Genomic DNA, 15,555 nt, shown 5'->3' with positions numbered 1-15,555 from the left:
CGGCTTCCCAGCTTCAGAGGCGGCAGGTTGCGAGCGAACCGTGCCGCAACGTGCCAGCATGAGAACCTGAGCGAGCGAAGGGTGACGGCATGAAGATCTTGGTCGTAGAGGACGATGACCAGATGGGTGCACTGATCGAGCGCGGGCTCCAGGCCGAGGGCTACGACACCACGCGGGTGTCCAACGGTATCGACGCACTCATCGCCATCTCCGGAGACGGCTTCAGCCTCGCCGCCATCGACGTGATGCTGCCCCAGATGTCGGGTTTCGAGATCTGCCGGCGCATCCGCGAATCAGGCAGCACCATGCCCGTGCTGCTGCTCACCGCACGGGACACCGTGGACGACCGGGTCTTCGGACTCGACAGCGGCGCCGACGACTACCTCACCAAGCCCTTCGCCTTCGCTGAGCTCTCGGCCCGGGTGCGCGCGCTGATGCGTCGGCGCTCGATGGGCGCCCCGCTCACCCTGGAGATCGGCAACCTGGTGCTGGATTCCCGCGATCTGCGGGTCACCGTGGCCGGCCGAGCCGTCTCGATGAGCCCCAAAGAGGTCGCGCTGCTGCGCCTGCTCTGCAGTCGCGCCGGCACCACCGTTGACCGCACCACGATCCTCGAAGAGATCTGGAACGGCACGAGCCACATCGACCCGAACATCGTGGACCAGTACATCAGCTACCTCCGCCGCAAGATCGACACCGAGGCCGCCGGGGTGCGCATCGTCACCGTGCGCGGCGCAGGGTATGCGGTGGAGCTCGCCGAGTGAGGCGGGGCGCCCGGTGAACCGGCTGCGCCGCATCTGGCTGCCCGCCCTGTCGATCCGGGCCCGCATCACCGTGGGCAGTCTGCTCGTGGCCACGGTCCTGTTCAGCACTGCCGCGTTCTTCTTCCGCCTCGAGGTGCAGTCCATCCTCACCGCGACGAACGAGACCATGCTGCGCAACGACGCGGAGCCGTTGATCGGTGAACTCGCCGCCAATCCCACCGAGGCCATCGAAAGCCCCAGCGAGGGCCAGTTGTTGGCGATCATCGATCCCGACGGCATCGTGCGCAAGTCGTCACTGCCGCGCAGCCTCGATCGGCAGATCACCTCCCTGTCCGACCTGGGGCCCGACCCGCAGACGGTGAACACGCCAGCGGCCACCTATCTGGTCTCGGCGACCACGGTCACGGTGCCCTCGGGCGACTGGCTGGTCATCGCCGCCCGCAGCCAGCAGGCGCCCACGTTGCTGCTCGACGAGCTCACCGGGGTACTGACCCTGGGCACCCTCATTCTCACCATCGGATTCGGGTTGGCCTCCTGGCTGCTCACCGGCGCTGCACTGCGCCCGGTGACCCGACTGCGCGAGGAGGCGGAGAGCCTGAGCGCCACCGGATCGTCGGCCCGGTTGCGCGTTCCCGCCGGCAAGGACGAGGTGAGCAGGCTGGCGCGCACCCTCAACGACTTCATCGAACGGCTCCGGCGCGGTGTGGACCGCGAGAAGCAGATCGTGTCGGATGCGAGCCACGAGCTGCGCACCCCGCTTGCGGTGCTCCAGGCCCAACTCGAACTCGCCCATCTGGATTCCGGTGACGCCCCGGCTCTCGAGCGCGACATCCGCGATGCGTCGGCCACCGCCGGCCGACTCAGCCGCCTGGCGACCAATCTGCTCGAGTTGAGCAAGCTCGAGAGCGAGCAGACACCGCCGGAGACGGACTGGCCCGGCCTCGTCGGCGAGGTCACGGCGTCGGTCGACCGGGCCCGGATCGTGCGGGAGGGCCATGAACTCGAGGTCGTCTACCGCATCGACGGCGACGACCCCGACGGGTACTACGGCATCTCGAGCACCAATATGGGCCAGCTCCTCGACAACCTGATCTCCAATGCCGTCACCGCCATGTCCGGCCACGGCAGCGTCACCGTCTCGCTGAGCCGTGCGGGCGTCGGCGCCCTCATCACGGTCGTCGATACGGGGCCGGGGCTGCCCGACGAGTTCATCCCGCTCGCCTTCGACAGGTTCTCCCGGCCCGACAGCTCCCGGTCCAGCCATTCGGGCGGCTCGGGGTTGGGCCTGGCGATCGTGCACGCGATTGTGGAACGCGCCAACGGCACCGTGCAGCTCCGCAACACCGGCGCCGGGCTGGCCGTCGAAATCCGGCTGCCGCGGCACATCCGCTGATCAGCTGGCAACTCGCCCGCGCCGGTCAAGTCTGTGAGACTTCGCAGGCCACCCCTCCGCCTGCTGAGAGTAAACGTTAACCCGAGGGTTCTACGGTCTGAATGTGACGACAGTTCTCGCTTCTCCCCTCGTCGAGCCGACCCGGCCCGCGCTGACCTCGTCACGCGGCTTCGCACCCGTCGCCGTGCTGCTGGGGCTGTTGGGTTTTCTCGTGTCGGTGACCGGGTCCTGGGTTCCGTCGTACTGGGGTGACGAGGCGGCCAGCGTCATGTCGGCCGAACGTTCCCTCCCCTCGCTGTTTCGCATGCTGGGCAACATCGACGCCGTGCACGGCAGCTACTACCTCTTCCTGCACGGCTGGATCGATGTCTTCGGCGCCTCAGAGCTCGCCACCCGGCTGCCCAGCGCGCTCGCCATCGGTCTGGCAACGGCCGGCACCGCGGTGCTGGCACGGATGCTCGTCAACACCCGGGTGGCCGTGATCGCCGGTCTGGTCTTCGCGGTACTCCCCCGGGTGACGTATATGGGTGCGGAGGCACGCTCCACCGCCCTGGCCACGATGCTCGCGGTCTGGACCGTCATTCTCCTCGTACACATCGTGCGCAACCGGCCGTCCGCCCCGGTTTTGCGTCTAGTGCTCTGGACGGCCTATGCGCTGATGGTCACCCTGAGCGCCTACATGTTCCTCTACACGGCCCTTCTGATTCCGGTGCACGCGCTCGCCGTGGCCCTGTTCTCCCGGCGCCGGCGCGGCGCACTGCTGGCCTGGGCCGGCGCCGCCGCGGCCGGGCTGCTGCTGGCCTCGCCCGTCTTCTACTGGGGAGTCGGCGAGCGCGAACAGATCTCCTTCCTCGCCCGACGTCCGGCCGTCAGCGTTTTCGACGCCGCCGTGCACCAGTGGTTCGGCACCCCGACCCTGGCCGGGCTCGCCTGGGCGCTCATCGCGATCGGCGTCGTGGCCACCTTCGTGCCGCGCTTCCACACCCGGGGCCGGGCACCGCGGGCCGAGCTCCTCGTTGTGTTGGCCTGGGCGCTCGTGCCCAGCGCGGTGCTGCTCGCCGGCACCCAGCTGATCACTCCGATGTACTCGCTGCGCTACCTGTCGATCTGCGCTCCGGCGGCGGCCCTGGCCGTCGCCGTCGGTGTCGCGGCACTGCGGCCGCGGTGGACCCAGGTGGTCTCCGTGCTCCTGGTCGGCGCCCTCGCCACGCCCGGCTACCTGGCGCAGCGCACCGACTTCGCGAAGGACGGGGGCAGCGATTGGCGGCAGGTGTCCGACATCCTGCGCACCGAAGCCCGACCCGGTGACGCCGTGGTGTTCGACGAGAGCACCAAGCCGTCCCAGCGGCCACGCCTGGCCATGCACCTCTACCCCGCCGGCTTCGTCGGGTTGAGCGACGTGATGCTCAACCGTTCCTATCAGGACGTCGACTGGCTGTGGGACACCACGATCCCCCTCGCCGAAGCCACTTCCAGGCTCGCCGGCACCAACCGGGTCTGGGTGCTGCACAACGTCGGAAGCCGGGAAACCGTCGCCGGCACCGACATCGGCGTGCTGCAGCAACTGGGCTTCACCGTGCATTCCTCCCTCACCGTCAACCGCACCATCCTTACCGAACTGACAAGGTAGTTACATGCCATCCACTGTGGTCATCATTCCCACGTACAACGAACGCGACAACCTCGGCAGCATCGTCGGCCGGGTGCGCAGCAGCGTGCCCGACGCCGATGTGCTGATCGTGGACGACGCGTCCCCGGACGGCACCGGCGCCCTGGCCGACGAGCTCGCGGCCGCCGACGACCGGCTGCACGTGCTGCACCGCAGCAAGAAGAACGGACTGGGCGCGGCCTACCTCGAGGCCTTCGACTGGGCTCGCGCTCGCGGCTTCGACTATCTCGTGCAGCTGGATGCCGACGGCTCGCACCAGCCCGAGCAGCTGCCTGCCCTACTGGCCGCAGCGCGCACGGCGGATGTCGTGATGGGCTCCCGCTGGATTCCCGGCGGCGAGGTCAAGAACTGGCCGTGGCACCGCCGGATGCTCTCCCGCGGCGGTTCGCTCTACTCCCGGTTCATGCTGCGCCTGCCCCAGCACGACGTCACCGGCGGCTACCGCGTCTACAGCGCCGATGCGCTCGAACGGATGCAGCTGGAAAGCGTCGACAGCCTCGGCTATTGCTTCCAGATCGACATGCTCCTGCACGCCGTGCGCGCCCGGCTCACGGTGGTGGAGGTGCCTATCACGTTCATCGAACGCACCCTCGGCAACTCCAAGATGAGCGGCAACATCGTGCTCGAGGCCATGGGCCGGGTCACGATCTGGGGCCTGACCGGCCGCGGAGCCCGGCACGCGAACCCGGCTCCCGCCCCGGCCGCCAACACTCGCAAGCTGTGAGGTAAGCACGCCCCCGGGCGTGTGTTGGGGACTTTTCTCAGAGTTCGCGGGAGAGTGTGCCCGGAATTTCACTTCCGGTCATCGTGACTATATGATGGACGTCAGTTAGAGTCACACTAACCTTTAGTCGATGGATGTCCAGATGACCGAGCCCCACCCGCCCGTGCTTGCGGTGTCGACGGTCATCTTCGCCCTCCGGCCGGACGCCGAATCCGGCTTCATGACCCTCTGGCTCCCCCTGGTGCGCCGCACCCGCGAGCCGCACCTCAACCTCTGGGCGCTGCCCGGCGGCTGGCTGCCCGCCGACGAGGAACTCGCCGCCGCAGCCGCACGAACCCTGCGGGAGACCACCGGGCTCACACCCAAGTACCTGGAGCAGCTGTACACCTTCGGCGACCTCGGCCGCTCCCCCGGCAACCGGGTGGTCTCGGTGGTCTACTGGGCGCTCGTGCAGTCCGGCGAGGCCGACGCGGCCGCCGTCGACGACAACGTGCAGTGGTTCCCCGCCGACCGCCTGCCCGACCTGGCCTTCGACCACAACCACATCGTCGAGTACGCCCTGTGGCGCCTGCGTACCAAGGTGGAGTACTCCCGCATCGCGCACGCCTTCCTCGGCGAGACCTTCACCCTGGCCCAACTGCGCGATGTGCACGAGGCCGTCCTCCGCCGCGCGCTCGACCCGGCCAACTTCCGTCGCATGATCGAGTCGTCGGGAACCGTCGTCGACACGGGACTGCGCCTGGCCGGGGTGCCGCACCGCCCACCACGGCTCTACCGTTACAACGACTCCCAGACGCTCGCCGAACAGGGCCCGCTCGGCCCGCTGGTGGGCTGAACCTTGTACCTCCGACCCATCCCGCACTCCCCGAGGAGCACGACATGACCATCGCATCGGTCGACCGCACCATCCGCCTGATCAGCACCGGCAAGGCCGAGGGCAGCACCTGCACCCCCGACCTCGCCGTCGATCCGTGGTACTTCGACGACAAAGCGCCCGGTTACGGGCCAGGCTCCTCGATGGGCGACGTCATCCCCACCGGCTCCCCGCGCCAGGGCGAACTGCCCGCGCGCTACCGCACCGCGTCCAACGGTGAACTCGGAGACTGGATCCGCGCCGCGAAAGCTACCCTCGGCGAGCGCGTCGTGGTGCTCGGCCACTTCTACCAGCGCGAAGAGGTGCTGCAGCACGCCGACTTCGTGGGCGACTCCTTCCAGCTCGCCGTGGCCACCCAGAGCCGGCCCGACGCCGAGGCCATCGTCTTCTGCGGCGTGCACTTCATGGCCGAGACCGCCGACCTGCTGTCGACGCCGGAGCAGGCCGTGATCCTGCCCAACCTCGCCGCGGGCTGTTCGATGGCCGACATGGCCGACATCGACTCCGTCACCGAGTGCTGGGAGCAGCTCGAGGAGCTGTACGGCACCGAACCGGATGCCTCGGGGCGCGTCCCCGTGATCCCGGTCACCTACATGAACTCCTCCGCGGCGCTCAAGGGCTTCTGTGGCGAGCACGGCGGCATCGTCTGCACCTCCTCGAACGCCGAGACCGTGCTCGAGTGGGCCTTCGAACGCGGCCAGCGGGTCCTGTTCTTCCCCGACCAGCACCTGGGCCGCAACACCGCCAAGGCCATGGGCGTACCCCTCGAGCAGATGCCGATGTGGAACCCGCGCAAGCCCCTCGGCGGCAACACCGAGGCCGAGCTCGAGGACTCCCGGGTCATTCTCTGGCACGGCTTCTGCAGCGTGCACCGCCGCTTCACCGTGGACCAGATCGACGCGGCCCGCGCCGAGCACCCCGGCGTGCGCGTGATCGTGCACCCCGAGTGCCCGATGGCTGTCGTCGACGCCGCGGACGAATACGGCTCCACCGACTACATCGCCAAGGCCATCGCCGCTGCCCCGGCCGGCTCGACCTTCGCGATCGGCACCGAGATCAACCTGGTGCAGCGCCTCGCCGCCCAGTACCCGCAGCACACCATCTTCTGCCTCGACCCCGTGGTCTGCCCCTGCTCCACCATGTACCGCATCCACTCGGGCTACCTCGCCTGGGTGCTCGAAGCGCTCGTGGGCGGCGACGGAGTACCCGCCGAGGTGCTCAATCGCATCACGGTGGCCGACGACGTGGCCGATCACGCCAGGGTGGCACTCGAACGGATGCTCGCGGCCAAGCCGCCGGCGGCCGGTCCCGTCGCACCGGTGGCAAGCGTCAGCACCGGAGCCTGACCATGACCCGCGTGCTCGTCGTCGGCAGCGGGCTGGCCGGCCTCCTCGCCGCGGTGCGGGCCACCGACGCCGGCCACCGGGTGACCCTGGTCACCAAGGCCGCCCTCTCGGACAGCAACACCCGCTACGCGCAGGGCGGCATCGCCGCCGCGCTGTTCCCCGACGACTCGGTGGACGCGCACATCCTCGATACCCTGCGTGCCGGTGCCGGCCTGTGCGACCCCGCCGCGGTTCGGGTGCTCTGCGAAGAAGGCCCGGCCCGGGTGCGCGACCTGATCCGGTTCGGGGTCGACTTCGACCGCGACGAGTCCGGCATCACCCGCGGCCTCGAGGCCGCGCACTCCAGGTCTCGCGTGCTGCACGCCGGCGGCGACGCCACGGGCTTCGCCATCGAGGCCGCCCTGGTGGCCACGGTGCAGGAGCGCGCCAACCGCGCCCATGCGCTGGGCGGCGACCAGATCACCATCCACGAGCACACCATGCTCGTCGACCTCACTGTCGACGACGGCCGGGTCACCGGCGCCGTGCTGCTCGGCCCCGACGACACCCGGCACACCGTGACCGCCGACACCGTGATCCTGGCCACCGGTGGTGCCGGTGCCCTGTACCGGCACACCACCAACCCGGCCATCGCCACCGGCGACGGCGTCGCGGCCGCCTGGCGCGCCGGCGCGGCCATCGCCGACGTGGAGTTCTATCAGTTCCACCCCACCGCCCTCGCGGTGCCCGGCACGCCGCTGATCTCCGAGGCCGTGCGCGGCGAGGGCGCCGTGCTGCTCAGCAGCACGGGCGAGCGCTTCATGACCGCCATCCACCCGGATGCCGAGCTCGCGCCCCGCGACATCGTGGCCCGCAGCATCGCCGCCCAGATGAAGGCGCAGGGTGGTGCTCCGGTGCTGCTGGACGCCACGGGCCTCGGCCGGGACCTTCTCGAGAGCCGCTTTCCCACCATCACGGCCGCCTGCCGCGCGAACGGGCTGGACTGGGCCGTTGAACCGATCCCCGTGGCCCCCGCCGCGCATTACTGGATGGGCGGCGTCGCCACCGACGGCTGGGGCCGCACCTCGCTGCCCGGCCTCTACGCCGTGGGCGAGGCCGCCCGCACCGGCGCGCACGGCGCCAACCGGTTGGCGTCGAACTCGCTGCTGGAGGCCGCCGTGTTCGCCGACCGCGCCGTGCGGTCGCTGAGCGAGGCCGAGCAGCCCGCGCCGTACTTCGCGACCGAGACCGACGCCGACTCGGACGCCGGCATCACCGGCTTTCCGGGCGCCGGGCTCGACGATCCGAGCGACGCGGCCGACGCAGCCGACGCAGCCGTCACTGCTTCTGCCCCTGGCCTCGTCGACCGCGGCACCCTGCAGAACCTGCTCTGGGAGGCCGCCGGTGTGCACCGCTCCGGCGCCGACCTCACCGGCGCTGCGGCGACCCTGGCCGGCTGGCACCCCGTGGACCGGGCGCTGGCCACGGCCGCGCAGCTGGAGACCGGCAACCTGCTCGACCTGGGCCGGCTGATCGTGGCCGCCGCCCTCGCCCGCGAGGAGTCCCGCGGGGCGCACCACCGCGCCGACTTCCCGGACACCCGCCTGGAGCTGGCCCGGCCCCGCTTCACCGTGCGGCCCGACACGCGCACCCTGGTATCCGCTTCATCCATCGCTTCGGAGGGCATCGCATGCTGACCACTCACGCCATCGAGACCGTTGTGCGGTCCGCCCTCGACGAGGACGCCCCGTGGGGCGACCTCACCAGCGAGATGCTGATCCCCGCCGACGCCGTCGCCACCGCCCAGCTCGTGGCACGGGAGGCCGGCGTGTTCAGCGGGGGCGCCGTGTTCGCCGCCGCGTTCCGCCTGGTCGACGCCCGCATCACCGTGCACCTGCACGTCGCCGACGGCACCGCCTTCGCCGCGGGCGACCTCCTCGCGGAGGCGTCCGGTCCGGCCCGCGGCATCCTCACCGCCGAGCGCATCGGGCTCAACTTCGTGCAACGGATGAGCGGGATCGCCACGCTCACCGCACAGTACGTGGCCGAGACCGAGGGCACCAGCGCCCGCATCGTCGACACCCGCAAGACCACCCCCGGGCTGCGCGCCGTGGAGCGCCAGGCCGTGCGCGACGGCGGCGGCCACAACCACCGCTTCAGCCTCTCCGACGCCGTGATGGCCAAGGACAACCACCTGGCCGTGCTCAGCGCCGATGGCACCGACCTCACCGACGCGCTGCTCGCCGTGCGGGCCCGGCTCTCGCACACCACCCACTTCGAGGTGGAGGTGGACACCCTCGAGCAGATCGAGCCCGTGCTCGCGGCCGGCATCGACACCATCATGCTCGACAACTTCGATGCCGAGGCCCTCCGCGAGGGTGTGCGACAGGTCGCCGGCCGCGCCATCGTGGAGGCCAGCGGCGGCGTGTCGCTTCAGACCGTGCGGCGCATCGCCGAGTCGGGGGTCGACGTCATCTCGGTGGGCGCCCTCACCCACAGCGTGCGCTCGCTCGACCTCGGGCTGGATGTCGTCATCCTGCCCGAGGCTGTCTTCCCCGAGTAGCGTTCACGCGCCCGGCCGCCCGGCCCCGTTCTCTGGAGAGAAGCCATGATCTACCTCGACAACGCAGCCACCGCGCCGCTCCGCCGCGAGGTGGCCGAGGCCATCTGGCCGATCCTCACACAGGGTTTCGGCAACCCGTCCAGCCACCACCGGGTGGGCGAGGCCGCGGCGGCGACCCTCAAGACCGCGCGCGGGCGCATCGCCCGGGTGCTCGGCTGCCGGCCCGGCGAGATCACCATCACCAGCGGCGGCACCGAGGCCGACAACCTCGCCCTCAAAGGCCTTGCGCTCGGCGCCCCGCGCGGCCGGCACATCATCACCACTGCCCTCGAGCACGAGGCGGTGCTCGATTCCTGCGACTACCTGCGCCGGCTGCACGACTTCGAGATCACCCTGCTGCCCACGGATGCCACCGGCCGCGTCGACCCCGCCGACCTCGCACGGGTCCTCCGGCCCGACAGCACCCTCGTCAGCATCCACTACGCCAACAATGAGATCGGCACCGTGCAGCCCATCCGGGAGCTCGCCGCGATCGCCCGGGCGGCGGGTGTGCCGATGCACACCGACGCCGTGCAGGCCGCCGGCTGGCTGCCGCTGAACGTGGCCGAGCTTGGCGTGGACGCGTTGAGCATCTCCGGGCACAAGCTCGGCGCCCCGCAGGGCGTGGGCGCACTGTACCTGCGCGGCCGCCTGCCGGTGGAGCCGGTGCTGCACGGCGGCGGGCAGGAACGCGGCAAGCGCAGCGGCACCGAGAACGTGGCCGGAGCCGTGGGCCTGGCCACGGCCCTCGACCTGGCCGAGGCCGAGCGGGTCGACCTCGCACCGCGCCTGGCCGCCCTGCGCGACTCCTTCGTGGCCGCGGTGCTCGAGAGCACGCCGGGGGCCGCCCTGACGGGGCATCCCCTGCACCGGCTGCCCGGCCATGCCTCGTTCACCTTCGCCGGCACCGGCGGGGAAGCCGTGCTGCTCGAGCTCGAGCGCTTCGACATCGTCTGCTCGAGCGGATCCGCCTGCGCAGCCGGCAGCGACGAACCGTCGCATGTGCTCACGGCGCTGGGCGTCCCCGCCGACCTCGCCCAGACCGCGGTGCGCTTCACCCTCTCGGCCGGCACCAGTGCCGCCGACCTGGCCGAGGCCGCCACCCGGGTGCGCGAGGCCGTGGCCGCCGTGCGCGGCCTCGCCACCTGACCCGTCCCGCCCGCCCGCCGCGCCGCGCCGCAAACCTCCCGGTATCTGTTCCCGAATCCGACAACTGGTGCCGGCTCACCGGGGTCAAAGGTCTGGTTCGGCACCATTTGTGCTGGTTGAGCGCGATTCGGCACGGGGCTGCCGGGGCGCGACGGCGGGGTTCCGAGCCCGCGGAAATGCCACCCGAGTGGGACCTTTGGCACGTGTTTCGGTCCGTGACGAGTCCTAAGTTTGAACCAGAGACAAAGATCCCAGATCGGGTTGTCCAGGAGGAAAACTATGACGATCACAGACCAACCAGTCGCCACTCCAATCGCCGCGCAGATCGACACCATGGTCTCTGCCGGCGCAGTCGCTTTGAAGGAATACGAGAACTTCACCCAGGAGCAGATTGACTTCATCGTCAAGAAGGCCTCCGTCGCAGCCCTGTCCAAGCACGCCGAACTCGCCGTGCACGCCGTCGCCGAAACCGGCCGAGGCGTCTTCGAAGACAAGGCCGTGAAGAACCTCTTCGCGTGCGAGCACGTCACCAACTCGATGCAGAACCTCAAGACCGTTGGCATCATCAGCCGCGACGAGATCACCGGCATCACCGAGATCGCCGAGCCCGTGGGCGTCATCTGCGGCATCACCCCGGTCACCAACCCCACCTCGACCGCGATCTTCAAGTCGCTCATCGCGCTGAAGACCCGCAACCCCATCATCTTCGGCTTCCACCCGGGAGCCCAGCAGTCCTCCGTCGCCGCAGCCCGCGTCGTACGCGACGCCGCCATCAAGGCCGGCGCCCCGGAGAACTGTATCCAGTGGATCGAAGCCCCCTCGCTTGAGGCCTCCACCCTGCTGATGAACCACCCCGGTGTCGCGACCATCCTCGCCACCGGTGGAAACGCCATGGTCCGCGCCGCGTACTCCTGCGGCAAGCCCGCCCTGGGTGTCGGCGCCGGAAACGTGCCCGCCTTCATCGAGAAGAGCGCCAAGCTCAAGCGTGCCGTCAACGACGTCGTGCTCTCCAAGTCCTTCGACTACGGCATGATCTGCGCCTCGGAGCAGGCCGTCATCATCGAAGAGCCCCTCTACAAGGAGGCGATGGCAGAGTTCAAGATCCTGCACGCCTACCTCACCACCAAGGAAGAGAAGGCACTGCTCGAAGAATTCATCTTCGGCGTCACCGCCAACTCCGAGAACTGCGCCGGCGCCAAGCTGAACCCCACCGTCGTCGGCAAGTCGCCGGTGTGGATCGCCCAGCAGGCCGGTTTCAGCGTTCCCGACGACACGTCGATCATCCTGGTCGAGGTCAGCGGAGTCGGCCCGCACGAGCCCATGACCCGCGAAAAGCTGGCCCCGGTGCTCGCCGTCATGCACGCCAAGGACGCCGAAGAGGGCATCTCGCTCTCCGAGCAGATGGTGGAATTCGACGGACTGGGCCACTCGGGCTCGATCCACAGCGAGAACCCCGCGATCATCGAGGAGTTCGGCAAGCGCGTCAAGGCCGTCCGCATCATCACCAACGCCCCCAGCTCGCTCGGTGGCATCGGTGACATCTACAACGCCTTCATCCCGTCGCTCACGCTCGGCTGTGGCTCGTACGGACACAACTCCGTTTCGAACAACGTCTCGGCGATCAACCTCATCAACGTCAAGCGCATCGGCCGGAGGAACAACAACTTGCAGTGGTTCAAGATCCCCGCGAAGACCTACTTCGAGCCGAACGCCATCCGTTACCTGGCCGACATGCGCGACGTCACCCGGGTCACCATCGTCACCGACTCGACCATGACCCGCCTGGGCTTCGTCGACAAGATCCTCGACGTGCTCAACCGCCGCGAGGGCCGCGTTGCCCTGCAGATCATCGACAACGTGCTCCCCGAGCCCACCGTCTCCGCCGTGGAGAAGGGCGCAGAGGAAATGCGCGCCTTCAAGCCGGACACCATCATCGCCCTCGGTGGCGGCTCCCCCATGGACGCCGCGAAGGTCATGTGGCTGCTGTACGAACACCCCGAAATCGAATTCGCCGACATGAAGGAAAAGTTCTTCGACGTGCGCAAGCGCGCGTTCAAGTTCCCCGACCTCGGTGAGCTCGCCAAGCTCGTCTGCATCCCGACCACCTCGGGCACCGGCAGCGAGATGACCCCGTTCGCCGTCATCACCGACGAGGTCACCGGCGTCAAGTACCCGCTGGCCGACTACGCGCTGATCCCGTCCGTCGCGATCATCGACCCCGTGCTCACGGCCATGATGCCGTCGTTCCTCGCCGCCGACTCCGGCTTCGACGCCCTGACCCACGCCACCGAGGCGTATGTCTCGGTGTACGCGAACGACTTCACCGACGGCCTGTGCCTGCACGCGATCAAGCTGATCTTCGAGAACATCGAACTCAGCGTGAAGGGGTCGATCGGCAGCACCGACGACACCGTGATCAAGGCTCGCGAGAAAATGCACAACGCCGCATCCATCTCGGGCATGGCCTTCGGTAACGCGTTCCTGGGCATAGTCCACGCCATGGCCCACGTCACCGGCGCCCAGCTGCACCTGATCCACGGCCGGGTCAACGCGACCTACCTGCCGCACGTGATCCGGTACAACGGCACCGTGCCGACCAAGCTGACCAGCTGGCCCAAGTACGAGCACTACATCGCCCCGGAGCGTTTCCAGGAGATCGCCAAGCACCTGGGCCTGCCGGCCTCGACTCCCGCCGAGGGCGTCGAGTCCTACGCCCAGGCCGTCGAGCAGCTGCGCGACAAGGTCGGCATCAAGCCGTCCTTCCAGGCGCAGGGCGTGCCGGAGGAAGACTTCATCAGCCGCCTCGACTCGCTCGCCATGGGCGCTTACGGCGACCAGTGCGCACCCGCCAACCCGCGGATGCCGATGCTCGAGGACATGAAGACCCTCATGGAAGCCGCGTACTACGGCACCTCGTTCGCCGAGGTTCGCGCCGGACGCACCGCCGTCGGCGACGCGGCACTCGAGACCGGTGCAGAGGTTGCCGCTACGACCGCGGACGCCAAGAAGCCGGCCCGCAAGGCCGGCAAGTAGGCTCCACGCGTCACAGCAGCACCCGTTCGACCTGCACCACCTTAACGGCCCCGCACTTCTGTGCGGGGCCGTTTTTGGATGTGCTCGGGCACGCCGTCGTGAGGGCGACTCGGTGACAGCCCAGGTAGAGTGCGCATTAGGCCACGCACGGGGGCGCACATCGAGGTGGGGGAACTACACATGCTTCGCAGATCAACGGCGGTTCTGGCCGCCCTATTCATGCTGAGCGGTTGCGCCGCAGGCGTGCAGTCGGGGGCGACTGCACCGTCCACGACCCCGGGCACGTCGGCCGCCCCACCGGCGACCGCAACCCCAACGGTCACACCGACACCTGCTCCGCAGACCGGCGACCTCGCTGTCGATCCGACCTGCGAGAACATGTTGTCCGCACCGGCCCTGGGCGACATCGCCGCGGCGGGCTGGACCCTGCAGACCGACCTGCCCGGAGGCCACAGCGGTCTCATGGCTTCGATGGTCGATCTGGGAGGGCTGAGTTGCTACTGGACCAGCGATGGAGGCGACGTTCCGCTCTGGTACGGCCAGGTTGCGATGGATGAGAGCACGTGGAGCGCGAAACGAGCGGAACTGACCGCGGCCGGTTACACCGAGTCCGACGAGCCGGTCACCGCCACGCTGCTGGGCGAGCGCTCGGGCGATGACAATCCCGCCGTGGTGAACAGGGACGGCGTTACCTTCTACGTCAGCCAGCCGAGCTACCTGGACTCGTTGGCCGGACTGCAGTAACTCCGACCGCCAGGACTCCTCGTAGCACTCGCTTAGCGCTTGGAGTCCACGGGCACGCGCTTGGGCCCGGAGGGCAGCATCAGGGACCCGGGCCGTGTGCGCTCGCGCCGAGGCGATCCTGTGGCGATGACCGCGCAGACGAACTCCTTGACCAGCGCACCGGCCCGGCCGGTGATCCGCAGTGGGCGCGGCTCATCCGCTGCGGTGAGCAGCTGGATCAGCCCCATTTTTCGGCCCATGCTGATGCACTGAGCACCGAACCCCACATCGAGTGTCGTCAGGGTCTCACCGCGCAGAACGGCGAGAACGTTGTCCGCCGCCTGGGCGCCGAGGGGCATGGCGATGGCACAGCCCATGCGCAGGTGGGAGCCGACGGAGGACGGCGGGCGTACCGCGTCCCCCGCACCGAGAATCTCCGGGTACCGGACCGTGCGGAGCTCCTCGTCGACCAGCAACCGGCCGATGGAGTCGACGTCGAGGCCGCTGCGGCGGGCGAGATCAGGCACGGCGAACGAGGCGGTCCAGACGGTGACGTCGCTAGGAATCCGCGTGCCGTCGGAGAGCTCGACGGCGTCGGCCTGCACCCGGCGTACGTCGCTCCACTCCCGCACTTCGACGCCGAGCTTTGCCAGCGACCGGGCAACCGACCGCCGGGACGCCGCGGGGAGGTGCCCGAGAACCGCGCTCCGCGACACCAGGGTGACGGATGCTCTCGGGTGACGTTCCGCGAACTCCGCCGCGGCCTCCACGCCCGTCGCACCTCCGCCGACGACGACGATGCGCTGGTCGGCCGGGCCCGTGGCGATCGCCAGGCGCGCCGATTCCGCACCCTGGACGTTGCTCAGCAGGTGCGCGAAGTGTTCGGCGCCTGGCGCACCGAGCGCGGCGACGCTCCCCACCGCGTAGACGAGGATGTCGTACGGCTCACGGGTCACCCCGCTGTCGGTCGCCACACCGAGAACACGGGCCGGTGCGTCGATACGCAGGACCGTTCCCAGCACAACCTCGACCCGGGCATGGAGCATCTTGGACAGGGGTACCGCCGCGGTCGCGCGCACCCCGGCAGCCACCTCATGCAGGCGCACCCGTTCTATGAAGTGCGGTGCCGGGTTGACCAGCCGCACGCGCACCCGGCGTCCCTCCGCGGGCTTCAGCGAGGCCTGGATGCGGTTGGCCGCCAGGATGCCGGCATAGCCGGCCCCGATGACGACGACCGTCTGGTCGAAACCTGTACTCATTCGTTCTCCTTCTCGAAACTGCGCTCGGCCAGTACTGCGC

The 15,555-nt window shown here is 69.4% G+C and carries 12 protein-coding genes; 11 read left to right on the top strand and 1 reads right to left on the bottom strand.

Annotated elements, in window-relative coordinates; translation table 11 throughout:
• The first annotated feature begins 89 nt into the window (after positions 1 to 89).
• From PA27867_RS04625 to PA27867_RS20540, 11 genes are all read left to right on the top strand, one after another.
• Positions 90 to 764, top strand: a complete 675-nt coding sequence (locus tag PA27867_RS04625) for a response regulator transcription factor (RefSeq protein WP_066593910.1) — start codon at positions 90 to 92, stop codon at positions 762 to 764.
• 13 nt (positions 765 to 777) lie between these two features.
• Positions 778 to 2,157: a HAMP domain-containing sensor histidine kinase gene (locus PA27867_RS04620; RefSeq protein WP_066593909.1), complete on the top strand. Its 1,380-nt coding sequence runs from the start codon at positions 778 to 780 to the stop codon at positions 2,155 to 2,157.
• A gap of 103 nt (positions 2,158 to 2,260) precedes the next feature.
• Positions 2,261 to 3,787: a glycosyltransferase family 39 protein gene (locus PA27867_RS04615; RefSeq protein WP_066593908.1), complete on the top strand. Its 1,527-nt coding sequence runs from the start codon at positions 2,261 to 2,263 to the stop codon at positions 3,785 to 3,787.
• 4 nt (positions 3,788 to 3,791) lie between these two features.
• Complete coding sequence (locus PA27867_RS04610) at positions 3,792 to 4,550, top strand: polyprenol monophosphomannose synthase (RefSeq protein ID WP_066593907.1); 759 nt, start codon at positions 3,792 to 3,794, stop codon at positions 4,548 to 4,550.
• Positions 4,551 to 4,692: 142 nt separating this feature from the next.
• Positions 4,693 to 5,385 (top strand): NUDIX hydrolase, encoded by a 693-nt coding sequence (locus PA27867_RS04605; RefSeq protein ID WP_066593905.1) that lies wholly within the window; start codon positions 4,693 to 4,695, stop codon positions 5,383 to 5,385.
• Positions 5,386 to 5,429: 44 nt separating this feature from the next.
• Positions 5,430 to 6,770 (top strand): quinolinate synthase NadA, encoded by a 1,341-nt coding sequence (gene nadA, locus PA27867_RS04600; protein ID WP_066593903.1) that lies wholly within the window; start codon positions 5,430 to 5,432, stop codon positions 6,768 to 6,770.
• Between the two features lie 2 nt (positions 6,771 to 6,772).
• Entirely contained in the window at positions 6,773 to 8,446 is a 1,674-nt protein-coding gene (gene nadB / locus PA27867_RS04595) for an L-aspartate oxidase (RefSeq protein WP_066593901.1), read from the top strand.
• Positions 8,440 to 9,312, top strand: coding sequence for a carboxylating nicotinate-nucleotide diphosphorylase (gene nadC / locus PA27867_RS04590; protein WP_066593899.1), 873 nt, complete (start codon positions 8,440 to 8,442; stop codon positions 9,310 to 9,312). The genes nadB and nadC overlap by 7 nt, the downstream gene beginning before the upstream one ends.
• A 45-nt stretch (positions 9,313 to 9,357) precedes the next feature.
• Complete coding sequence (locus PA27867_RS04585; RefSeq protein WP_066593896.1) at positions 9,358 to 10,500, top strand: cysteine desulfurase family protein; 1,143 nt, start codon at positions 9,358 to 9,360, stop codon at positions 10,498 to 10,500.
• Positions 10,501 to 10,833: 333 nt separating this feature from the next.
• On the top strand, positions 10,834 to 13,533 hold the full coding sequence (gene adhE / locus PA27867_RS04580; protein WP_420480697.1) for a bifunctional acetaldehyde-CoA/alcohol dehydrogenase: 2,700 nt from the start codon (positions 10,834 to 10,836) through the stop codon (positions 13,531 to 13,533).
• A 180-nt stretch (positions 13,534 to 13,713) separates the two neighbouring features.
• Positions 13,714 to 14,277 (top strand): hypothetical protein, encoded by a 564-nt coding sequence (locus PA27867_RS20540; protein WP_157109121.1) that lies wholly within the window; start codon positions 13,714 to 13,716, stop codon positions 14,275 to 14,277.
• A gap of 32 nt (positions 14,278 to 14,309) precedes the next feature.
• On the opposite strand, the gene PA27867_RS04570 is transcribed toward PA27867_RS20540, so the two are convergent.
• Positions 14,310 to 15,515 (bottom strand): NAD(P)/FAD-dependent oxidoreductase, encoded by a 1,206-nt coding sequence (locus PA27867_RS04570; RefSeq protein WP_084020696.1) that lies wholly within the window; start codon positions 15,513 to 15,515, stop codon positions 14,310 to 14,312.
• Positions 15,516 to 15,555: the final 40 nt, after the last annotated feature.

Source organism: Cryobacterium arcticum, assembly GCF_001679725.1.
Lineage (GTDB): Bacteria > Actinomycetota > Actinomycetes > Actinomycetales > Microbacteriaceae > Cryobacterium > Cryobacterium arcticum_A.
Note: the sequence above shows the minus strand (reverse complement) of the source record. Positions and strands in the feature narration are given on the sequence as shown.

Bases quoted from the DNA above. Each gene is read 5' to 3' on its own strand.
- nadA (WP_066593903.1), top strand. From the start codon at position 5,430: ATGACCATCGCATCGGTCGACCGCACCATCCGCCTGATCAGCACCGGC.
- nadC (WP_066593899.1), top strand. From the start codon at position 8,440: ATGCTGACCACTCACGCCATCGAGACCGTTGTGCGGTCCGCCCTCGAC.
- PA27867_RS04625 (WP_066593910.1), top strand. From the start codon at position 90: ATGAAGATCTTGGTCGTAGAGGACGATGACCAGATGGGTGCACTGATC.
- nadB (WP_066593901.1), top strand. From the start codon at position 6,773: ATGACCCGCGTGCTCGTCGTCGGCAGCGGGCTGGCCGGCCTCCTCGCC.
- PA27867_RS04610 (WP_066593907.1), top strand. From the start codon at position 3,792: ATGCCATCCACTGTGGTCATCATTCCCACGTACAACGAACGCGACAAC.
- PA27867_RS04605 (WP_066593905.1), top strand. From the start codon at position 4,693: ATGACCGAGCCCCACCCGCCCGTGCTTGCGGTGTCGACGGTCATCTTC.
- PA27867_RS04570 (WP_084020696.1), bottom strand. From the start codon at position 15,515: ATGAGTACAGGTTTCGACCAGACGGTCGTCGTCATCGGGGCCGGCTAT.
- PA27867_RS04585 (WP_066593896.1), top strand. From the start codon at position 9,358: ATGATCTACCTCGACAACGCAGCCACCGCGCCGCTCCGCCGCGAGGTG.
- adhE (WP_420480697.1), top strand. From the start codon at position 10,834: ATGGTCTCTGCCGGCGCAGTCGCTTTGAAGGAATACGAGAACTTCACC.
- PA27867_RS20540 (WP_157109121.1), top strand. From the start codon at position 13,714: ATGCTTCGCAGATCAACGGCGGTTCTGGCCGCCCTATTCATGCTGAGC.